Origin of the sequence: Mesorhizobium sp., assembly GCF_965229135.1 — a bacterium.
GTDB lineage: Bacteria > Pseudomonadota > Alphaproteobacteria > Rhizobiales > Rhizobiaceae > Mesorhizobium.
Map to the genome: position 1 here is coordinate 2520779 of NZ_OZ245860.1, position 14768 is coordinate 2535546.

Genomic DNA, 14768 nt, shown 5'->3' on the forward strand with positions numbered 1-14768 from the left:
AAGTGCATCCGCCAACGCTTGCCGCCTTGATGCCGGTCAAAAGCGCGGCTTTGTTAAGCGGCGCCGTATCATTGTTTCTGCAGGCTTTGGATGTACGCGAGAATGGCGTCGATCTGCTCGGGGCTCGCAACCCATTCAGGCATATCCGGATGCCCTGTTGAAATGCCTTCGGCGAGGGCCTCTTCGAGGTCGGCTATCGGATAACGTTGGGAAAGCGTGCGAAATGCCGGCGCGTCGGGATGGGTGCTCTTGTCCGTCTTGCCAACAGCATGGCACCGGGCGCAGTTCGTTTCGACAAGCGCCTTTCCGTGCGACACGGAATCCGCCCAAGCGGACGCGGCGCACAGCCCTGATGCAGCGATTGCAATCGCCGTGCATGCGGCGTGTATCGAGCGTTCTTTGACGTATTTCATGACCATCGGCGCAAGCTATCCGATATGATTTCGACAGCCTTGATGTTGATCAATTCCGTCGGGCGAACGTTCTGGCCGCCATGTTCCCGCTCGTCGTCGGGCAAGCTCGACGGCGCTATCCGAGACGTCGTGAGTCCGCGCGATTGAATTTGGAAGCCGCCATTTGGTCGGGACTTTTTCTTGACGTCGGTCAAGGCGTCCGGCGGCGACAGGACTAGGATTGCAGGTGAAAAACAGAGCATTCGAAGGAGATGACCATGCAAGTCGAAACGGTAATGACCTCTCCCGTTGCCAGCATCGAACCTTCCGCGCCGATTTCCCAGGCCGCGGGATTGATGCTCTCGCGCAAGATCAGCGGCCTTCCTGTCATTGGCGCCGAAGGCACGCTGTTGGGTATTGTCAGCGAGGGTGATTTCCTGCGCAGGGGAGAACTGGGCACGAAGCGCAAGCGCTCGCGATGGCTGGAGTTTCTCGTAAGCCCTGGCAAGGCTGCCGATGAGTACGTCCACGCCAATGGCAGGCGTGTCGCGGAGGTGATGTCGGAGAATGTCATCACGACGTCCCGCGATGCGTCGCTGGAGGATGTCGTCGAACTGATGACCCGCCACCATGTCAAACGCATCCCGGTGGTCGACGGCGCCAAAGTCGTCGGCATCGTCACCCGATCCGACATTCTACGCGCCCTGCTCCGCGCCCTCCCGACGCCGGGCCTGGTGGCCGTGGGCGACGAACAGATCCGCCAGAACATCGTTGCCGAACTCGCGAGCCAACCGTGGGCAGGCGCTGGCATGCTCAGGGTCAGCGTGAACGAAGGGATCGCCGAACTGGAGGGCGCTATCCTGGATGAACGCGAGCGCCAGGCCGCTATCGTCGCCGCGGAAAACGTGGCGGGCGTAAAGGCCGTGACCGATCGCATGTTCTGGGTCGAGCCCCTATCCGGCACGATGCTGAATCCGCCGGCGCCCTGACGATGTTCCGCGACCGATAGGAGACTGGGCAGAGGCTTGGCGTCGAGTTGGGAAAGCTCGACCTGCATGGGCCCGTTGTCCTGGCTCCGCCTCGCGGCGGCGTCGCCGTTGCGACGGAGGTGGCCAAGGCCCTCAAGGCTCCACTGGATCTGATCGTTATGCGCAGCGTTGGCGCACCTGGCAATCCGGCCGTCGCCTCAATCGTCGATGACGAGCCTCCGGATGTCGTGCTGAACCGTGAGATCGTCGAAGCCTACGCGCTCGACGATGCCGCGCTCCGAAGCCTGAGCGCCAAGAACTGGAACGGCGCCGGCTTGCCTATCGTGGCAAGCGTCCGCCGTTGTCGATTGCTGGAAAGACCGCAATCATTATCGATGACGGGATCGCGACCGGGACCACGATGAAGGTAATGATCCGCGCGCTCAGGCAACGCTCACCCCGGAGATCGTCGTGGCGGTTCGGCCGATGTCGCCCAGGAAGCCGACTGGATCATTTGCCTCAGCCAACCGGCCCGTTTCGGCTCCCTCAGCTACCGCTGCCGAGATTTTCCCCAGCTGACCGACGGGCAAGTGACCAACACTCTGGAGGACGCAGCATCCAGATGCAGCGCGGACCGAGAGGCATTTCGAAGCCGCATGCGGAGGCCCCGCGCGGTCTGAGTTTGCCGCTGGCTTAAAACCATCGCCGCACGACAATTGATCCTGATCAACGTGCCTCGGCGATCACTCACTAGGCTTCGGCCAATCAATCCGTGGAAGCAGGAGCGCAAGTTCTGATCACGGCATCACTGACGGAGGTTACCGTGCCCAAGGACAGCAACACCATTCTTACGACACGCACAGGATATCGTTTTGAAGTGCGCCGTGCGCGCATCGAGGATGAACCAACGCTCGCGGAATTCTTCACCCATGTGACGCCGCAGGATCTGCGGTTTCGCTTCCTTGGCGGAATGAAGGCGGTTTCGCACGAGCGCCTTGTTGCAATGACGCGCTCGGATGATAGCCGGATTCACAACTTCCTCGCCTTCTCCATGGAGGGGGTTCTGATCGCCACGGCAACACTGGCAAGCGACACTGCTGGCCGCGACGGCGAAGTCGCAATCTGCATCCGCGATGACCGCAAGCATCTGGGCGTCAGCTGGGAGTTTCTGGACTACATAGCGAAGTATGCTCAAGCCATCGGCTTCGATGCGATCGAGTCCATCGAGACGCGAGAAAACCATGCTGCGATCGATCTCGAGCGCGACATGGGCTTCACCGTCACGAGCTACCCCGACGATCCGACGCTCGTCCTGGTCAAGCGGCGGCTGGGAAGCAAAGCACCAGACCTTCGGCCTTAAATGAATTCGAGCGACGTCGGCGCGCTTGATCTGTCGCAAGGTCACACACCGACGTCGATGTCATGAGGGTGGAGAGCCATCCCTTCGAGGCCGCCATGCTGCAGACCGATACCGACTTTCATCCCGAGACAGCGCCCAAGTCGGTTCTGTCGAGTGCAGGACATTTCACCTGGGTGCACAAGTGGGCATTGGCCGGACTCCTGCTGCTAGTCGTCGCGCTCGCCCTGGGAGCGGCGCGCTGGCTGGTCGGCCCTGAAGTCGTCGTCTATCCCGTGGTGCGGGGAGATCTCGTGAAGACGGTGGTGGCGAGCGGCAATGTGGAAACGCCCTACCGCGTCAATATCGGAAGCCAGATCACGGGCACGGTCGCTGATGTCCTGGTCGACGAGGGCCAGACAGTCAAGCAGAGCCAGCCACTGGTCGCCCTTGAACCAAGCGAGCTGAAATCCGCCGTCATCGAGGCGCAAGGCGCGGTCGCGCAGGCCGATGCCCGGATGCGGCAGCTGCATGATCTCACCTTGCCGACCGCCCAGGAGGCCTTGAAGCAGTCACAGGCCACGCTCGCCGATGCCCAGGCCGAATATCAAAGGGCCGCACAGCTGTCCAAGACAGGTTTTGGCACCCAGCAGACCCTGGACGCCGCCACCAGGGACCTCGACATCGCGCGTACCCAGGTCCGTACAGCGCAACTGGAGGTCTACACCTCGCAGTCGGGCGGAAGTGACTATGTCATGGCTTTTACGCAGCTCAATCAGGCACAGGCCACCCTCGCGACAGCCCAGGCTCGCCTTGGCTATGCGACCATCACGTCGCCGCGCGACGGGGTTCTCATCACACGCAGCGTCGAGAAAGGCGCGGTGGTCCAGCCCGGAAATGCGCTGCTGGTATTGGCGCCTGCCGGTGACATCCAGCTGCTGCTCGAGATCGATGAGAAGAATCTCGGGCTGATCCATCTCGGCCAGGACGCCCTTGCCTCGGCAGATGCCTATCCCAGCCAACGCTTCGGCGCCAAGGTCTCGTACATCAACCCGTCAGTCGACATCACGCGGGCCTCCGTGGAGGTCAAGCTGACCGTGTCCAACCCGCCGGACTACCTTCGGCAAGACATGACGGTTTCCGTCGACATTCAGGTCGACAAGCGGACATCGACCTTGATCGTTCCGGCGCGTGTCGTACATGACGCCACGTCGGCTTCGCCTTGGGTACTCGTCATGCGCGACGGAAGGCCCCGCGAACAGGTCGTGAGGCTCGGTCTGCAGGCAGGCGACCAGGTCGAGGTTCTGGCGGGCGTTTCACAGGCGGAGCAAGTGGTTCCCGTCGCGGCGGGCGTCAGGGCCGGTCAACGCATCAGGCCGATAACGTGATGAAGCGATGGCTGACATTCGCCTGGATCGCCGCGCTTCGGTTTCTTGCCGAGGGGCGGATGCAGACCGGGTTCATCCTGAGCGGCATCGCCATAGGGGTTGGCGTGATCGTGTTCATGTCGGCCATGCTCAGCGGCCTCCAGGCCAATTTCACCAACCGCGTGCTGACCTCGCAACCGCAAATCCAGATCGTGCCGCCAAAGGAGGTCGCCAGGCCACTAAGGTGGGATCTTGGTGTCGCCGAGGCAGCCGTCGTACAGCAGCCGACACAGCGCGTGCTCTCGGTCGATCAGTGGCAGACTATCCTTGCCAGCATGAGGGCTCGGCCGGATGTCGTCACGGCAGCACCCACCGTGTCGGGATCCGCGCTTGCCGTACGCGGCGACGCCAGCCGCAGCATCGGCATCTTCGGGATGGAACCCGAAGACTATTTTCGGATCGTACGCATACCGGATTACATCGTGGCGGGGGTGTCGGATATCGGCTCGGATGACATCCTCGTCGGTCTTGATCTCGCCAATGACCTTGGCGCCACGATCGGCGACAAGCTCAACGTCATCCCGGCCGCCGGCGCCAGCCGCACCTTGACCATCAGGGGGATATTCGACCTCGGCAACAAGGGTGCGAACGAGCGTAATACCTATGTGGCCTTGCGGACGGCCCAAAGCCTGCTCGGACTGATCGGCGGCGCGACGACGATCGACATCACGGTCACCGACGTCTACGCGGCGGAGACCATCGCGCAGGACATCCAGTCGAGTCTGCCCGTCGAGGCCGATAGCTGGATCAAGACCAACGCTCAATTCTTCACCGCCATCAACGCCCAGAATCTGTCGAGCACCCTCATTCGCGTCTTTGTCGCCTTGTCCGTGGCGTTCGGCATCGCGGCCGTGCTGGTCGTATCCGTACTGCAAAGGTCCAAGGACATCGGCATTCTGCGCGCCATGGGCAGTTCGCGCGGCCAGATCCTGAGGTTGTTCCTCATTCAGGGAGGCATTCTCGGTTTCCTCGGTTCGCTTGCGGGGTCCGTCCTCGGCGCCGCAGCGCTCGTGGTGTGGCACGCCTATGCGCGCCAGGCCAACGGGACGGAATTGTTTCCGCTCACCATCGACCCCAGCCTCTTCGTCTCCTCGGCGGCGCTTGCAACGCTGACCGGCGTGGTCGCCGGGCTCGTGCCGGCGCTCCGGGCAGCTAGGCTTGACCCCGTGGAGGCGATCCGTGGCTGATCTGCTCGTCCTGGAAGCCATCCGCAAGGCCTACAATGTCGGTACCCCGGTCGAAATCGAAGTCCTTCACGGCATCGACCTCACCATGCGTTCGGGAGAGTTCGTGGCGCTCATGGGGCCATCAGGCTCAGGCAAGAGCACGCTCCTCAACATCATCGGGTTGCTCGATCGCCCGACCTCCGGTCGCCTGTCGATCGCGGGCGAGGACACGACCCACCTCTCGGAAGCGTCATTGACCAGCCTGCGTGGCCACACAATCGGATTCGTCTTCCAGTACCACTACCTGATCTCGGCCTTCACGGCGCACGAGAACGTCATGATGCCCATGCTGGTGGACAAAGGCCGGCCGGACTCCGCGATGGAGAAACGCGCCGACGAACTGCTCGATTCAGTCGAACTCGGTCGGTGGCGCGACAATCGCGCCATGAACATGTCCGGCGGCCAGCAGCAACGCGTCGCGATCGCGCGCGCCCTGGTGATGAACCCGTCGCTGGTGCTGGCCGATGAACCGACAGGCAATCTCGACACCGTCTCGGCCGATGGAGTCTTCGAATTGATGCGGCGCTTCAACAAGGAGCGCGGCACGACCTTCCTGATCGTCACGCACAACCACGATCTCGCCGACCGTTGCGACCGGATCATCGAGGTCGTAGACGGCCGGATCACCCGCGATTCCCCCAATCCAGCCTCGAAAGCGCCAGCGGCAAGGCCGCAAACCAGCGCCACGGGATAGGCTTTCGGGAGCCGGCATACCCCGGTGCTTGCTTGCCTCGCGGCAGGGGAGCGAGGGCATGTCGGAGGATGAGCATTACCATGGCATGGCTCGGGTTCCTCCGACTTCGAAACCGCCCCCGTATTTCGAGTATTGCCTTCTCGACGGTTGGCCACGGCGACATGGTGCCGGCGCGTGCCTGCGAGGCGTGAAGGCGTGATTGAACTTCTGCAGTCGGCTGGTACACAGCGTAGCTGATAGCGCCAAGGACTCAGGTTGACCCATTCAAGGCCGGAGACCATTTCTGACGGGCGCCGGCGCGCTCAGACCGCCGCCGAATTCCTGGCTTTTCCGGCTTCGAAATACGCGTCGGGCGTCGGCATCTGGGATTGGGCCATCAACGATAAAGGCGGCGAGCCGGATGTCGTTCTGGCCTGCGCCGGCGATGTGCCCACCGTTGAGACCCTCGCGGCGGTGAATCTGCTGCGCGTCTACATTCCCGACCTGAAGGTGCGGGTGGTCAATGTAGTGGATTTGATGACGCTACAGCCAAGCACGGCTCATCCGCATGGCTTGAGTGACAACGACTTCAATGCCCTGTTCACCAGGGACAAACCGTTCGTCTTTGCCTATCACGGCTATCCAACGCTGATCCATCGGCTGGTCTACAAACGCACCAACCACCACAACATCCATGTTCGCGGCTACCAGGAGGAAGGGTCAACGACAACCACCTTCGATATGGTGGTTCGCAACCAGCTCGACAGTTTCCAACTGGCGGGCGACGTCATCGACCTCGTGCCAAGGCTCGGTGCGAGTGCCGTCTAAGTCAAGCAAGCGATGCGTGACAAGCTCGTCGAACATGAGCGCTACATTCGCGCGCACGGCATGCCAGAGGTCCGGGAATGGCGCTGGCCGCCAAAGCCTGAAAGGACTCGCCAGGCGCTTCCAACCCAACTACCCGAACGTGAACACATAGGCTCTGACACCCGCATCGAAAAACTCGATTTGGAACGTGCGATCCTTGATAGAGCCGCTTTGCCTGACGAGCTGATAGAGGCGCGCATCCTCCACTTGTCCCCAGCCATCGGCGTCAACATCAATACCATGGTCGGCCCCCGGGGAAGCTCCATCGATCGTGACGCGAAACCGGATCGATTGGCCCATTGAGAGCGGAGCCATTACAAGGTGAACATCGCGAGCGTGAAACCTGTAGGAAATGGATCCCGGCCTTGCGTTCAGCGTGGCGAATTCGCGTCCGATTGTCCAGAGACCTGTCAGGCCCCAGCGGTCAAGCGGCAGCCCGGCAGCCGTCCAATAAAAGGTGGGTATGTCTTCAATGACGCCGCCTGGCGAAAAGAGCGTATGTCCCAGGCCATAGCCGATGTAGGTCTCCGACGAGCGCAGATTTACCTTGTCGAAGGGCGCTTGAGCACCTTCGCCTGTTACGGCACTAAGTACGCCTCTTGGCTCTGCTCCATTGGCTTCCGAGAGCAATTTCTGGATCAGGCGTTCGGATTTGTCATATTCGCGTTCGCCGACAACCGTGTGCCGCACCGTACCGTCCGCACCGACGAAGTAGAGTGCAGGCCATGAATTGTTGCCGAACGCCCTCCATATCGCAAAATCGTTGTCCATGGCCACTGGATAGCGAACGCCGAGCGCGCCAGTTGCTCTCTCCACATTGGCAAGGCTTTTTTCGAAGGCGAATTCAGGCGTATGCACGCCGACGACCACGAGCCCAAGCGCCTTGTATTTGGCCGCCCAAGCTCGAATGTACGGCAGCGCCCGCAGGCAATTGATGCACGAATAGGTCCAGAAGTTGACCAAAACGACCTTGCCCTGAATGTCCTCGGCGCTTAGCGGTTGAGTGTTGAGCCAATGGGTTGCCCCAAGCAGCGAGGATTGTGCCCGTGAGAGGGTGGGAACTTGAGCCACTTCATCGACGACCGGTAGCTTTTCGCTCAGGGTCGTGATGATCCACTGCTCGAACGTGGTCGTGCTTGTGGAGGCCAAACGTGTCAAAAGGCCGGTATCCACTCCCAGACTGATCGCCAGGGCGCCTGCGATCACGGCAGCACCTGAAATGCGTCGAAGGCCTTCCGCCCACGGTATCGACTGGCGTAACGCGGCAAAAAGACGTTTTCCGCAAAGCACCCCGATGCCAAGCCCGGTGGCGGCGCCAAATCCATATGTGAGGAGCAGAAGGGATGTTTCGGTGCTTGGCCCTCGAAGCGCCGCGCCTGTCAGGATCAGTCCCAAGATCGGGCCGGCGCATGGCGCCCAGACAAATCCCGTGGCGACCCCAAGTATCAATGAGGAAGCGGTGGTTCTATCCTTGTCCGGGCCATGTCGAAATGACCAACGTGACAGCCTGGATCCGATCGAGACCAAAGGCATGGTTATCCTTGCGGCGACTGCCGGCATCAGCATGGCGACACCGAACAAGATGATCAGCGCCAGCGCTGCCGTACGGCCATGCTTGTTGATCTCCACCGCCCATCCGCCGGCGACCGATGCCAGGCTGGCGACCGCAGCAAACGCGAAGGCCAAGCCCAGAAGCATCGGCAAGCCGCCTTGACTGAATGGTCGATTGGCCCGAGCCAGCACGAACGGCAGGATTGGAAAAATGCACGGCGTGGCAATGGTGAACATGCCGGCCAGATAGGCAAGTGCGAAAACCGTCATGAGTGCACCGACTGAATGTGGATAGCCAGATCAGTAACTGGCGACTGACCAATGCTGGCAATGCGCGAAAGCCAGTTGGTGGAGACGTCGAAGGGAACGTATGAAGTTTGGCGCGCACAGCGTGCGCGCCAAACTTCTCACGTAAGCTTGCGAAGCGATTTGAAAGCCTTCCGAATCTCTACCGAAAAGAGCTGCGGCTCCTCCCAGGATGCAAAGTGACCACCCTTGTCGACCACGTTAAAGTAGATCAGATTGTGATAGCTTTGTTCGGTCCAGCTACGGGGCGCGCGGTAGATTTCGCCAGGAAAGATGGTAACCGCGGCAGGGATTGATATATCGACTGCGTTGAAATTGTTGGCATTGTTCTCCCAGTAGAGCTGCGCCGAGGAAATTGCGCTGTTGGTGAGCCAATAGAGCGTGATGTCGTCAAGCATCTCGTCTTTTGTGAGCGAACGCTCGGCATCACCGCCGCTATAGGTCCATTGGTTGAACTTGTCGAACATCCAGGCCGCCAAGCCGGCCGGCGAATCCGACAGTCCATAGCCTACCGTCTGCGGACGCGTGCTCATCATCGCGCCATAGGCGCCGTTCTTGGCAAAGAACGCGTTAAGCTGGTCGTAAGCGGCCTTCTCCTCCGCGGAGAGCCCTGCTGGCGCGGGATCTCCCGAGCTCATCGCCCGTGCGGCGTCGGCGGGCACCGTGGCCGGCATGTTCACGTGGATGCCCAGCAATCCTGCATGCCCCTGACGAGCCATCTTGTCACAGACGACTGACCCCCAGTCCCCGCCTTGAGCGACATAATGCTTGTATCCGAGACGCCCCATGAGGATATCCCAGGCGAGACCGATCCGGTCGGCATTCCAGCCGGTCTCAGTCGGCTGCTGGGAGAATCCGTAACCAGGCATTGAAGGGATGACCAAATCGAACGCATCTTCGGCGGTACCACCATGAGCCGTCGGATCGGTAAGAGGCTCAATCACCTTCAAAAGCTCCAGGATCGAACCCGGCCAACCGTGCGTGATGATCAGCGGCAAAGCGTTCGGATACTTCGAGCGAACGTGAATGAACTGGATGTCGAGACCATCGATCTCGGTTACGAACATAGGCAGTGCGTTCAGACGAGCCTCGACCTTGCGCCAGTCGTACTCAGTCCCCCAATAGCGGACGAGTTCCTGAAGCTTCGCCAGTTGGACGCCCTGCGATTGATCGGCTACCGTCTCTTTGGCAGGCCAACGCGTGGCTTTGATGCGATTGCGAAGATCATCGAGCGCCGCTTCCGGAACGTTGACCGTGAAAGGTCGGATTTCGGTGCCTCCCGATGCAAACGCCATCCGCGCGGGGAACAGATCCAACCAGTTCCCGCCACAAGCGCGACCGCCGAGGCGGCTGAAAGCGAGAGGAAACCTCTTCTTGAATGACCTGGCAACGCTCGAGATGTTGCGACAGATTCTTCGATATCATTTCCATCATGAAATAGAATTTCTTCATGGTCGTTGACAATAATACTCTTACCTTCCGGATTTTTCATGATCCAACTTCCTTCAATTTGATTGAGTATCGTTTCTGGCGACAAACGATGCGTCGCGCGGCTGTCACGAGCTCAACAACACCGCAAAGACGATAGACAAGCTATTGAACGAAGGTATCGGCGATACTTTAGGATCGGATTTCGAAAAGATGACGGCAGGCTCGGGACCGCTGTAAAGCGCCCCAGGCCCAGCGATGGGCCGGGTATATTCCAGCGATCTTAATGGGAGCGTCGTTGCACTGGCGCGAGCGGTGCTCTTCACCAATCGCTCAAGCCTTCAAGGCACCCCGCAGAACAACGGGCAATGGCCACGATTTGAAGAGCCGGGCCGAAGCCAACGCTTACTTGCCTAACCAGCGGTATTCCTCGATCGACGCCTTGCCCGTCTTCTTGTCGTACAGGCAGATCAGGTTGACGTTCTGAGCTTTCGACTTGCCCTTGCCAAAGGAGCCCCTCAAGAGGATAGCGACCTTGGCTACGCTATCGTCGAACACGACAGGTGCGCTTACCTCGGGAGTGTCCATGCGGGATTGGCCTATGCAGATTCCGTTCGCTTTGGCAAAGAGCGCGTTCCATGCGCCGTCGCTGGACGCGTATGTCATCGACGTAGAGGCCACCATAAGTGTAGCGGCAAGAACTATCCTGTTCGTCATGATTTATCCTGTTGGAGATTATCGAATTTTGTCTTGCGGGAGCTATTTCCCATGGCGAAACTTCCCGATGTAGAAAGACAGCGCTTCCTCGTCCCCATGATGACGGAGCGGAGCTATTTGAGAGAAATTATCCGATCGATTTCTTTCCTTACCTAGGCCTCACGAGTGACGACACCAGCCGAGGGATTCAATCGTGCGTTCATGTTCACCAAATCCGGCAGTGAACGCGCGTTCATCTTCTCCATCACTCTTCCTCGGTGCGCCTTTACGGTGATTTCGGATATGCCGAGTTTGAATCCGATCTGCTTGTTCATCAATCCCGATATTACAAGCGCCATCACCTCGCGCTCGCGCCGACTGAGCAGTGCATAATGATCTCGCAGTGTCCGCAACTCCATCTCAAGCGAGATTGCGGCGCGGCTTTGTTCGATCGCATGCCCAACGGCAACCAGCAGCACCTCGTCGTCGAAGGGCTTCGTCAGGAACTCCGCCGCGCCTGCTTTCATCGCCTTCACCGTCATGGGAACGTCTCCGTACCCTGTGATGAATATGATAGGCATTCCGATCCGATCGGCGCCAATCTGCCTTTGCAGTTCCAGGCCATTGATATCCGGCAGACTTACATCGAGCACCAGGCATCGGGGCACGAATACCCTCGGATGCGCCAGAAACTCTTGCGCTGACGCGAATGTCTCGGCATGCCAGCCTGAAACCTCCAACAGAGCCTTTAATGACTCGCGCACCGAGGGGTCATCATCGACGACAAATACAATTGGAAGGTCCTGCGACATCCTGTTGTCTCCACGGCTCCTGTGCGTTGACATCGACTCCATATTCTAGGATCCCCCTGGCTCTTTCGTTCGAAGCGCGACGGTCAACGCATCGAACAGTTCGGTAGGACTGAACGGCTTCGAAAGGCAGGCAACGGCACCACATTCAAGAGCCCGCGACCGGATATTGTCATTTTCGTGGGCTGTCATGAAGATGATCGGAATCGTTTGGCGCCTACGCCTCAATTCCTGTTGAAGGCCCGGGCCAGTCATTCCCGGCATGACAACGTCGAGAACCAGGCACTCGGTCAGACAAACCCAACCGGAATTAAGAAAATCCTCCGCGGACGAAAAAGCCTGCACCGAGAAGCCGAATTCCCTCAACAGATCCGGCAATGACTCGCGCACCGATTCATCATCATCAACGACGGATACAACCGGACCTCCACTCATTGTCAGATCCCCATGAATTTCGAGATGAAGATGAAAACGGAAAATACTCCGGAATTGCGAAAAATGATTATCCAATTTTTCATGGGGTATTTATCGGAACTGAAAAATAGAAACTGGCCCCCGAACCCAATTCGGTCTCCGCCCAAATATTTCCACCATGCATTTCAATAATGTTCTTGCAAACTGACAGACCTATACCCATTCCGTTCTTCTTTGTTGTGTAAAAAGATTCAAATATCATATCAATAGAATTTGAATCAATACCAGGACCCGTATCCGAAACCGATATCACTATATTATTATTTTCATCAGATTGTGTCTTTATGGAAATAGAACCATGATCGCTGCCGCTCTGGACAATAGATTCTGTAGCATTGATCATAAGGTTTAGGATGACCTGCTGAAGCTGGACACGATCACCCCTGACCAGCGGAATGTCGTCGGCCAACTCCGTCCTGACAATCACCCTGCTCCGCTGCAAGTCACTTGAATGGAGTGCAATCACCTCTCTCGTCGCCTCATTGAGGTCGACCAATTCGGTGAGGCCGCTCTTCTTCGCGAAGAGAGAACGCAATCTCACGATTACGTCAGCCGCCCTGTTTCCGTCACGAATTGTGCGCTTCGCCGTTTCACGCGCGCCCTCGATGTTTGGCGGACTGACTGCCAGCATTCTGAGGCACGTGCTCGCGTTTGCCACGATGCCCGCGAGCGGCTGATTGACCTCGTGGGCAATCGAGGCCGTCAGCGCTCCCAGACTGGTCGCCCGAGCAACATAGCTCAACTCCGAACGAACCTTGCTAAGAGCCTCGTCCGCCAGTCTGCGCTCGGTGACGTCTTGAACCGCGCCGATATACTCAAGTTGCCCGTGCTCGACATCGCAGATGCCACTTGCAAGGATACGGAGATACTTGACGGACTGGTCGGGCATGCGCAGGCGGCACTCATGTTCAAATTCGCCCGGCCCACAACGCGCCTGATCAATCACCTCAAGCAATCGGGGCAAGTCATCTGGATGCACACGCGAGCTGACCTGCTGGACCGTGACGGGAATTCGGTCGTCAAAATTGAAAATACGATGAGCCTGTTCGGACCAGGTAAACTCGTTGCTCGCGACGTGCCATGAGAAGCTGCCGGTGGAGCTGAGCCTCTGCGCCTCAGACAGAAATGCCTCGCTTCGTTTCAATGCATTTTCGCTGCGCGTGCGCTCCACCGCGATGCTTGCAATGTGCGATAACTGGGAAATAAGCTCCAACTCGAAGGTGGATGGACTGCCGGACTCAAACCTGTAGACAGCAAGCGCGCCCAGCGCGTGCTGATCCTGCGATAGAATTGGAGAAGACCAGCACGCCTGCAGGCCATGAGATAACGCAATGTCGCGCCAACCGTGCGCCTCCCACCGGCTGTCTGCCTCGATATTCGGCACGATGACCGGCGCCTTTTCGAATGCCGCCAGTCCGCATGGCCCCGAGGCGCGATGCGCGGGTCTTCCCTGCATGGCTTCGTTGTAGCCTTGCGGCAGATTGGGACCTACGGCGTACTGCCATTCGCTCCCGTCGGCACCGAAGAAAAGAATGCCGCAGTGGCAACGAGTTGCCACCTCTTCGACCAAATCGCACAGAGCATTGAGAACCAGCGGCAGGGAACTGCCCCGTGCTATCATTTCCAGCAGCCGCTTTTCACGCGCGAGCAAGATCTCGGCCCGTTCGCGATCACGGTCACCCTGCATTCGTTCTATCGCGATACTCGCAATATGGGTGAGCCTATGAATGACTTCGTCCTGTAGAGGAGTGGGAAGTCTGCCCGGCCCCTGATAAATTGCCAAGGTTCCAACCGCGTCGCCAGTCGAAGAGATTATTGGTGTAGACCAGCAGGAACCAAGCCCGTGCATGCTCGCCAGCGCAGGCCAGCCACTGCTATCCCAGCGCGCATCAACTGCGACGTCCGAAACAAGCACCGGCACCTTCAACGAGGATGCCATGCCGCAAGGCCCGGCATCGCAACTCACGGCCTTGCCCTCCAATACCGCGTTATAGCCGGAGGGCAGCCCGGGGCCGATCACCTTTTCCACCCTCGCGCCTGTCGGATCGAGAACCAGAACGCTACTTTTGGAGCCTTCCAGGGCCTCGTCCAACATTCCGCAAAGCCTCTCGAGCACGAGCGGCAAGGGGCGTCCCGCGGCGACCATCTCAAGCAGATGTCTTTCATGGGTAGCCAACGCCTCGGCCCGCACCGCCAAGCCAGCGCTGCACCAGACAGATATTCGTCCATCCGCGCCAGCCACCGGGACCGCCAGAAAGCAGAATGGTTTGTAGGTCCCGTCGAAACGCTTGAGGCGCACCTCCAATTCACCGCACTCGCCCGAAGCAACAATCGCCCGCAAGCGAACGATGGCGGCCTCAACATCATCAGGGTGAATAGCCGCCCGCAAACCCAGTTGTTCGGCCTCTTCGGAGGTAAAACCAGCATACTCTCTCAACGGCCGATTCAGCACGCCAATGTCTCCGTCGGAAAACATCGTCCAGACTAGACCTGGCGTCGCTTCGAAGGCTGCAGGGCAATCGTGATCCATGCGCCAAGATTGAGCCGGTTCGGATGATGAGTCCATGATGCTTTGGTGTCGGTTTCCTATCTTCTTAAGGAAAAACGAGGGCGCA

15 protein-coding genes and 1 pseudogene are annotated in these 14768 nt (G+C 59.1%); 8 read left to right on the plus strand and 8 right to left on the minus strand.

Annotated features, from left to right (window positions below; translation table 11 throughout):
* Positions 1–68: 68 nt before the first annotated feature.
* Positions 69–419 (minus strand): c-type cytochrome, encoded by a 351-nt coding sequence (locus ACO07C_RS12095; RefSeq protein ID WP_421914396.1) that lies wholly within the window; start codon positions 417–419, stop codon positions 69–71.
* 251 nt (positions 420–670) lie between these two features.
* Between ACO07C_RS12095 and ACO07C_RS12100 the strand changes: the two genes are divergently transcribed.
* The 8 genes and pseudogenes from ACO07C_RS12100 to ACO07C_RS12135 all read left to right on the plus strand — a co-directional run.
* On the plus strand, positions 671–1381 hold the full coding sequence (locus ACO07C_RS12100) for a CBS domain-containing protein (protein ID WP_421914397.1): 711 nt from the start codon (positions 671–673) through the stop codon (positions 1379–1381).
* A gap of 47 nt (positions 1382–1428) precedes the next feature.
* Positions 1429–1785, plus strand: a complete 357-nt coding sequence (locus ACO07C_RS12105; protein ID WP_421917623.1) for a hypothetical protein — start codon at positions 1429–1431, stop codon at positions 1783–1785.
* On the plus strand, positions 1722–2057 hold the full coding sequence (locus tag ACO07C_RS12110; protein WP_421914398.1) for a phosphoribosyltransferase family protein: 336 nt from the start codon (positions 1722–1724) through the stop codon (positions 2055–2057). Before ACO07C_RS12105 ends, ACO07C_RS12110 begins: the two co-directional genes overlap by 64 nt.
* Positions 2058–2183: 126 nt before the next feature.
* Positions 2184–2720: a GNAT family N-acetyltransferase gene (locus tag ACO07C_RS12115; protein WP_421914399.1), complete on the plus strand. Its 537-nt coding sequence runs from the start codon at positions 2184–2186 to the stop codon at positions 2718–2720.
* A 62-nt stretch (positions 2721–2782) separates the two neighbouring features.
* Positions 2783–4084, plus strand: a complete 1302-nt coding sequence (locus ACO07C_RS12120; protein WP_421914400.1) for an efflux RND transporter periplasmic adaptor subunit — start codon at positions 2783–2785, stop codon at positions 4082–4084.
* Entirely contained in the window at positions 4084–5310 is a 1227-nt protein-coding gene (locus ACO07C_RS12125; protein ID WP_421914401.1) for an ABC transporter permease, read from the plus strand. Before ACO07C_RS12120 ends, ACO07C_RS12125 begins: the two co-directional genes overlap by 1 nt.
* Positions 5303–6043, plus strand: coding sequence for an ABC transporter ATP-binding protein (locus ACO07C_RS12130; RefSeq protein ID WP_421914402.1), 741 nt, complete (start codon positions 5303–5305; stop codon positions 6041–6043). The genes ACO07C_RS12125 and ACO07C_RS12130 overlap by 8 nt, the downstream gene beginning before the upstream one ends.
* A 351-nt stretch (positions 6044–6394) precedes the next feature.
* Positions 6395–6937, plus strand: a pseudogene (locus ACO07C_RS12135) (phosphoketolase); the annotation flags it as partial.
* Positions 6938–6979: 42 nt separating this feature from the next.
* Here the strand turns inward: ACO07C_RS12135 and ACO07C_RS12140 are convergent.
* The 7 genes from ACO07C_RS12140 to ACO07C_RS12170 form a co-directional block, all read right to left on the minus strand.
* Positions 6980–8710 carry a cytochrome c biogenesis protein CcdA gene (locus tag ACO07C_RS12140; protein WP_421914403.1) on the minus strand — a complete coding sequence of 577 codons (1731 nt, stop codon included), beginning with the start codon at positions 8708–8710 and terminating at the stop codon, positions 6980–6982.
* A 137-nt stretch (positions 8711–8847) separates the two neighbouring features.
* Positions 8848–10014 carry an epoxide hydrolase family protein gene (locus ACO07C_RS12145; RefSeq protein WP_421917510.1) on the minus strand — a complete coding sequence of 389 codons (1167 nt, stop codon included), beginning with the start codon at positions 10012–10014 and terminating at the stop codon, positions 8848–8850.
* A complete protein-coding gene (locus tag ACO07C_RS12150) occupies positions 9921–10238 on the minus strand; it encodes a twin-arginine translocation signal domain-containing protein (RefSeq protein WP_421914404.1) in 318 nt (105 codons plus the stop codon). Before ACO07C_RS12150 ends, ACO07C_RS12145 begins: the two co-directional genes overlap by 94 nt.
* Before the next feature lie 341 nt (positions 10239–10579).
* Entirely contained in the window at positions 10580–10762 is a 183-nt protein-coding gene (locus ACO07C_RS12155) for a hypothetical protein (protein WP_421914405.1), read from the minus strand.
* Between the two features lie 281 nt (positions 10763–11043).
* Positions 11044–11682, minus strand: a complete 639-nt coding sequence (locus ACO07C_RS12160) for a response regulator transcription factor (RefSeq protein ID WP_421914406.1) — start codon at positions 11680–11682, stop codon at positions 11044–11046.
* Between the two features lie 45 nt (positions 11683–11727).
* Entirely contained in the window at positions 11728–12114 is a 387-nt protein-coding gene (locus ACO07C_RS12165) for a response regulator (protein WP_421914407.1), read from the minus strand.
* Between the two features lie 79 nt (positions 12115–12193).
* Entirely contained in the window at positions 12194–14719 is a 2526-nt protein-coding gene (locus ACO07C_RS12170; protein WP_421914408.1) for a GAF domain-containing protein, read from the minus strand.
* Positions 14720–14768: the final 49 nt, after the last annotated feature.

Coding starts and splice junctions, on each gene's coding strand:
- ACO07C_RS12095 (WP_421914396.1), bottom strand. CDS start 419: ATGGTCATGAAATACGTCAAAGAACGCTCGATACACGCCGCATGCACG.
- ACO07C_RS12100 (WP_421914397.1), top strand. CDS start 671: ATGCAAGTCGAAACGGTAATGACCTCTCCCGTTGCCAGCATCGAACCT.
- ACO07C_RS12120 (WP_421914400.1), top strand. CDS start 2,783: ATGAGGGTGGAGAGCCATCCCTTCGAGGCCGCCATGCTGCAGACCGAT.
- ACO07C_RS12125 (WP_421914401.1), top strand. CDS start 4,084: ATGAAGCGATGGCTGACATTCGCCTGGATCGCCGCGCTTCGGTTTCTT.
- ACO07C_RS12140 (WP_421914403.1), bottom strand. CDS start 8,710: ATGACGGTTTTCGCACTTGCCTATCTGGCCGGCATGTTCACCATTGCC.
- ACO07C_RS12150 (WP_421914404.1), bottom strand. CDS start 10,238: ATGAAAAATCCGGAAGGTAAGAGTATTATTGTCAACGACCATGAAGAA.
- ACO07C_RS12155 (WP_421914405.1), bottom strand. CDS start 10,762: ATGGACACTCCCGAGGTAAGCGCACCTGTCGTGTTCGACGATAGCGTA.
- ACO07C_RS12160 (WP_421914406.1), bottom strand. CDS start 11,682: ATGTCGCAGGACCTTCCAATTGTATTTGTCGTCGATGATGACCCCTCG.
- ACO07C_RS12165 (WP_421914407.1), bottom strand. CDS start 12,114: ATGAGTGGAGGTCCGGTTGTATCCGTCGTTGATGATGATGAATCGGTG.
- ACO07C_RS12170 (WP_421914408.1), bottom strand. CDS start 14,719: ATGGACTCATCATCCGAACCGGCTCAATCTTGGCGCATGGATCACGAT.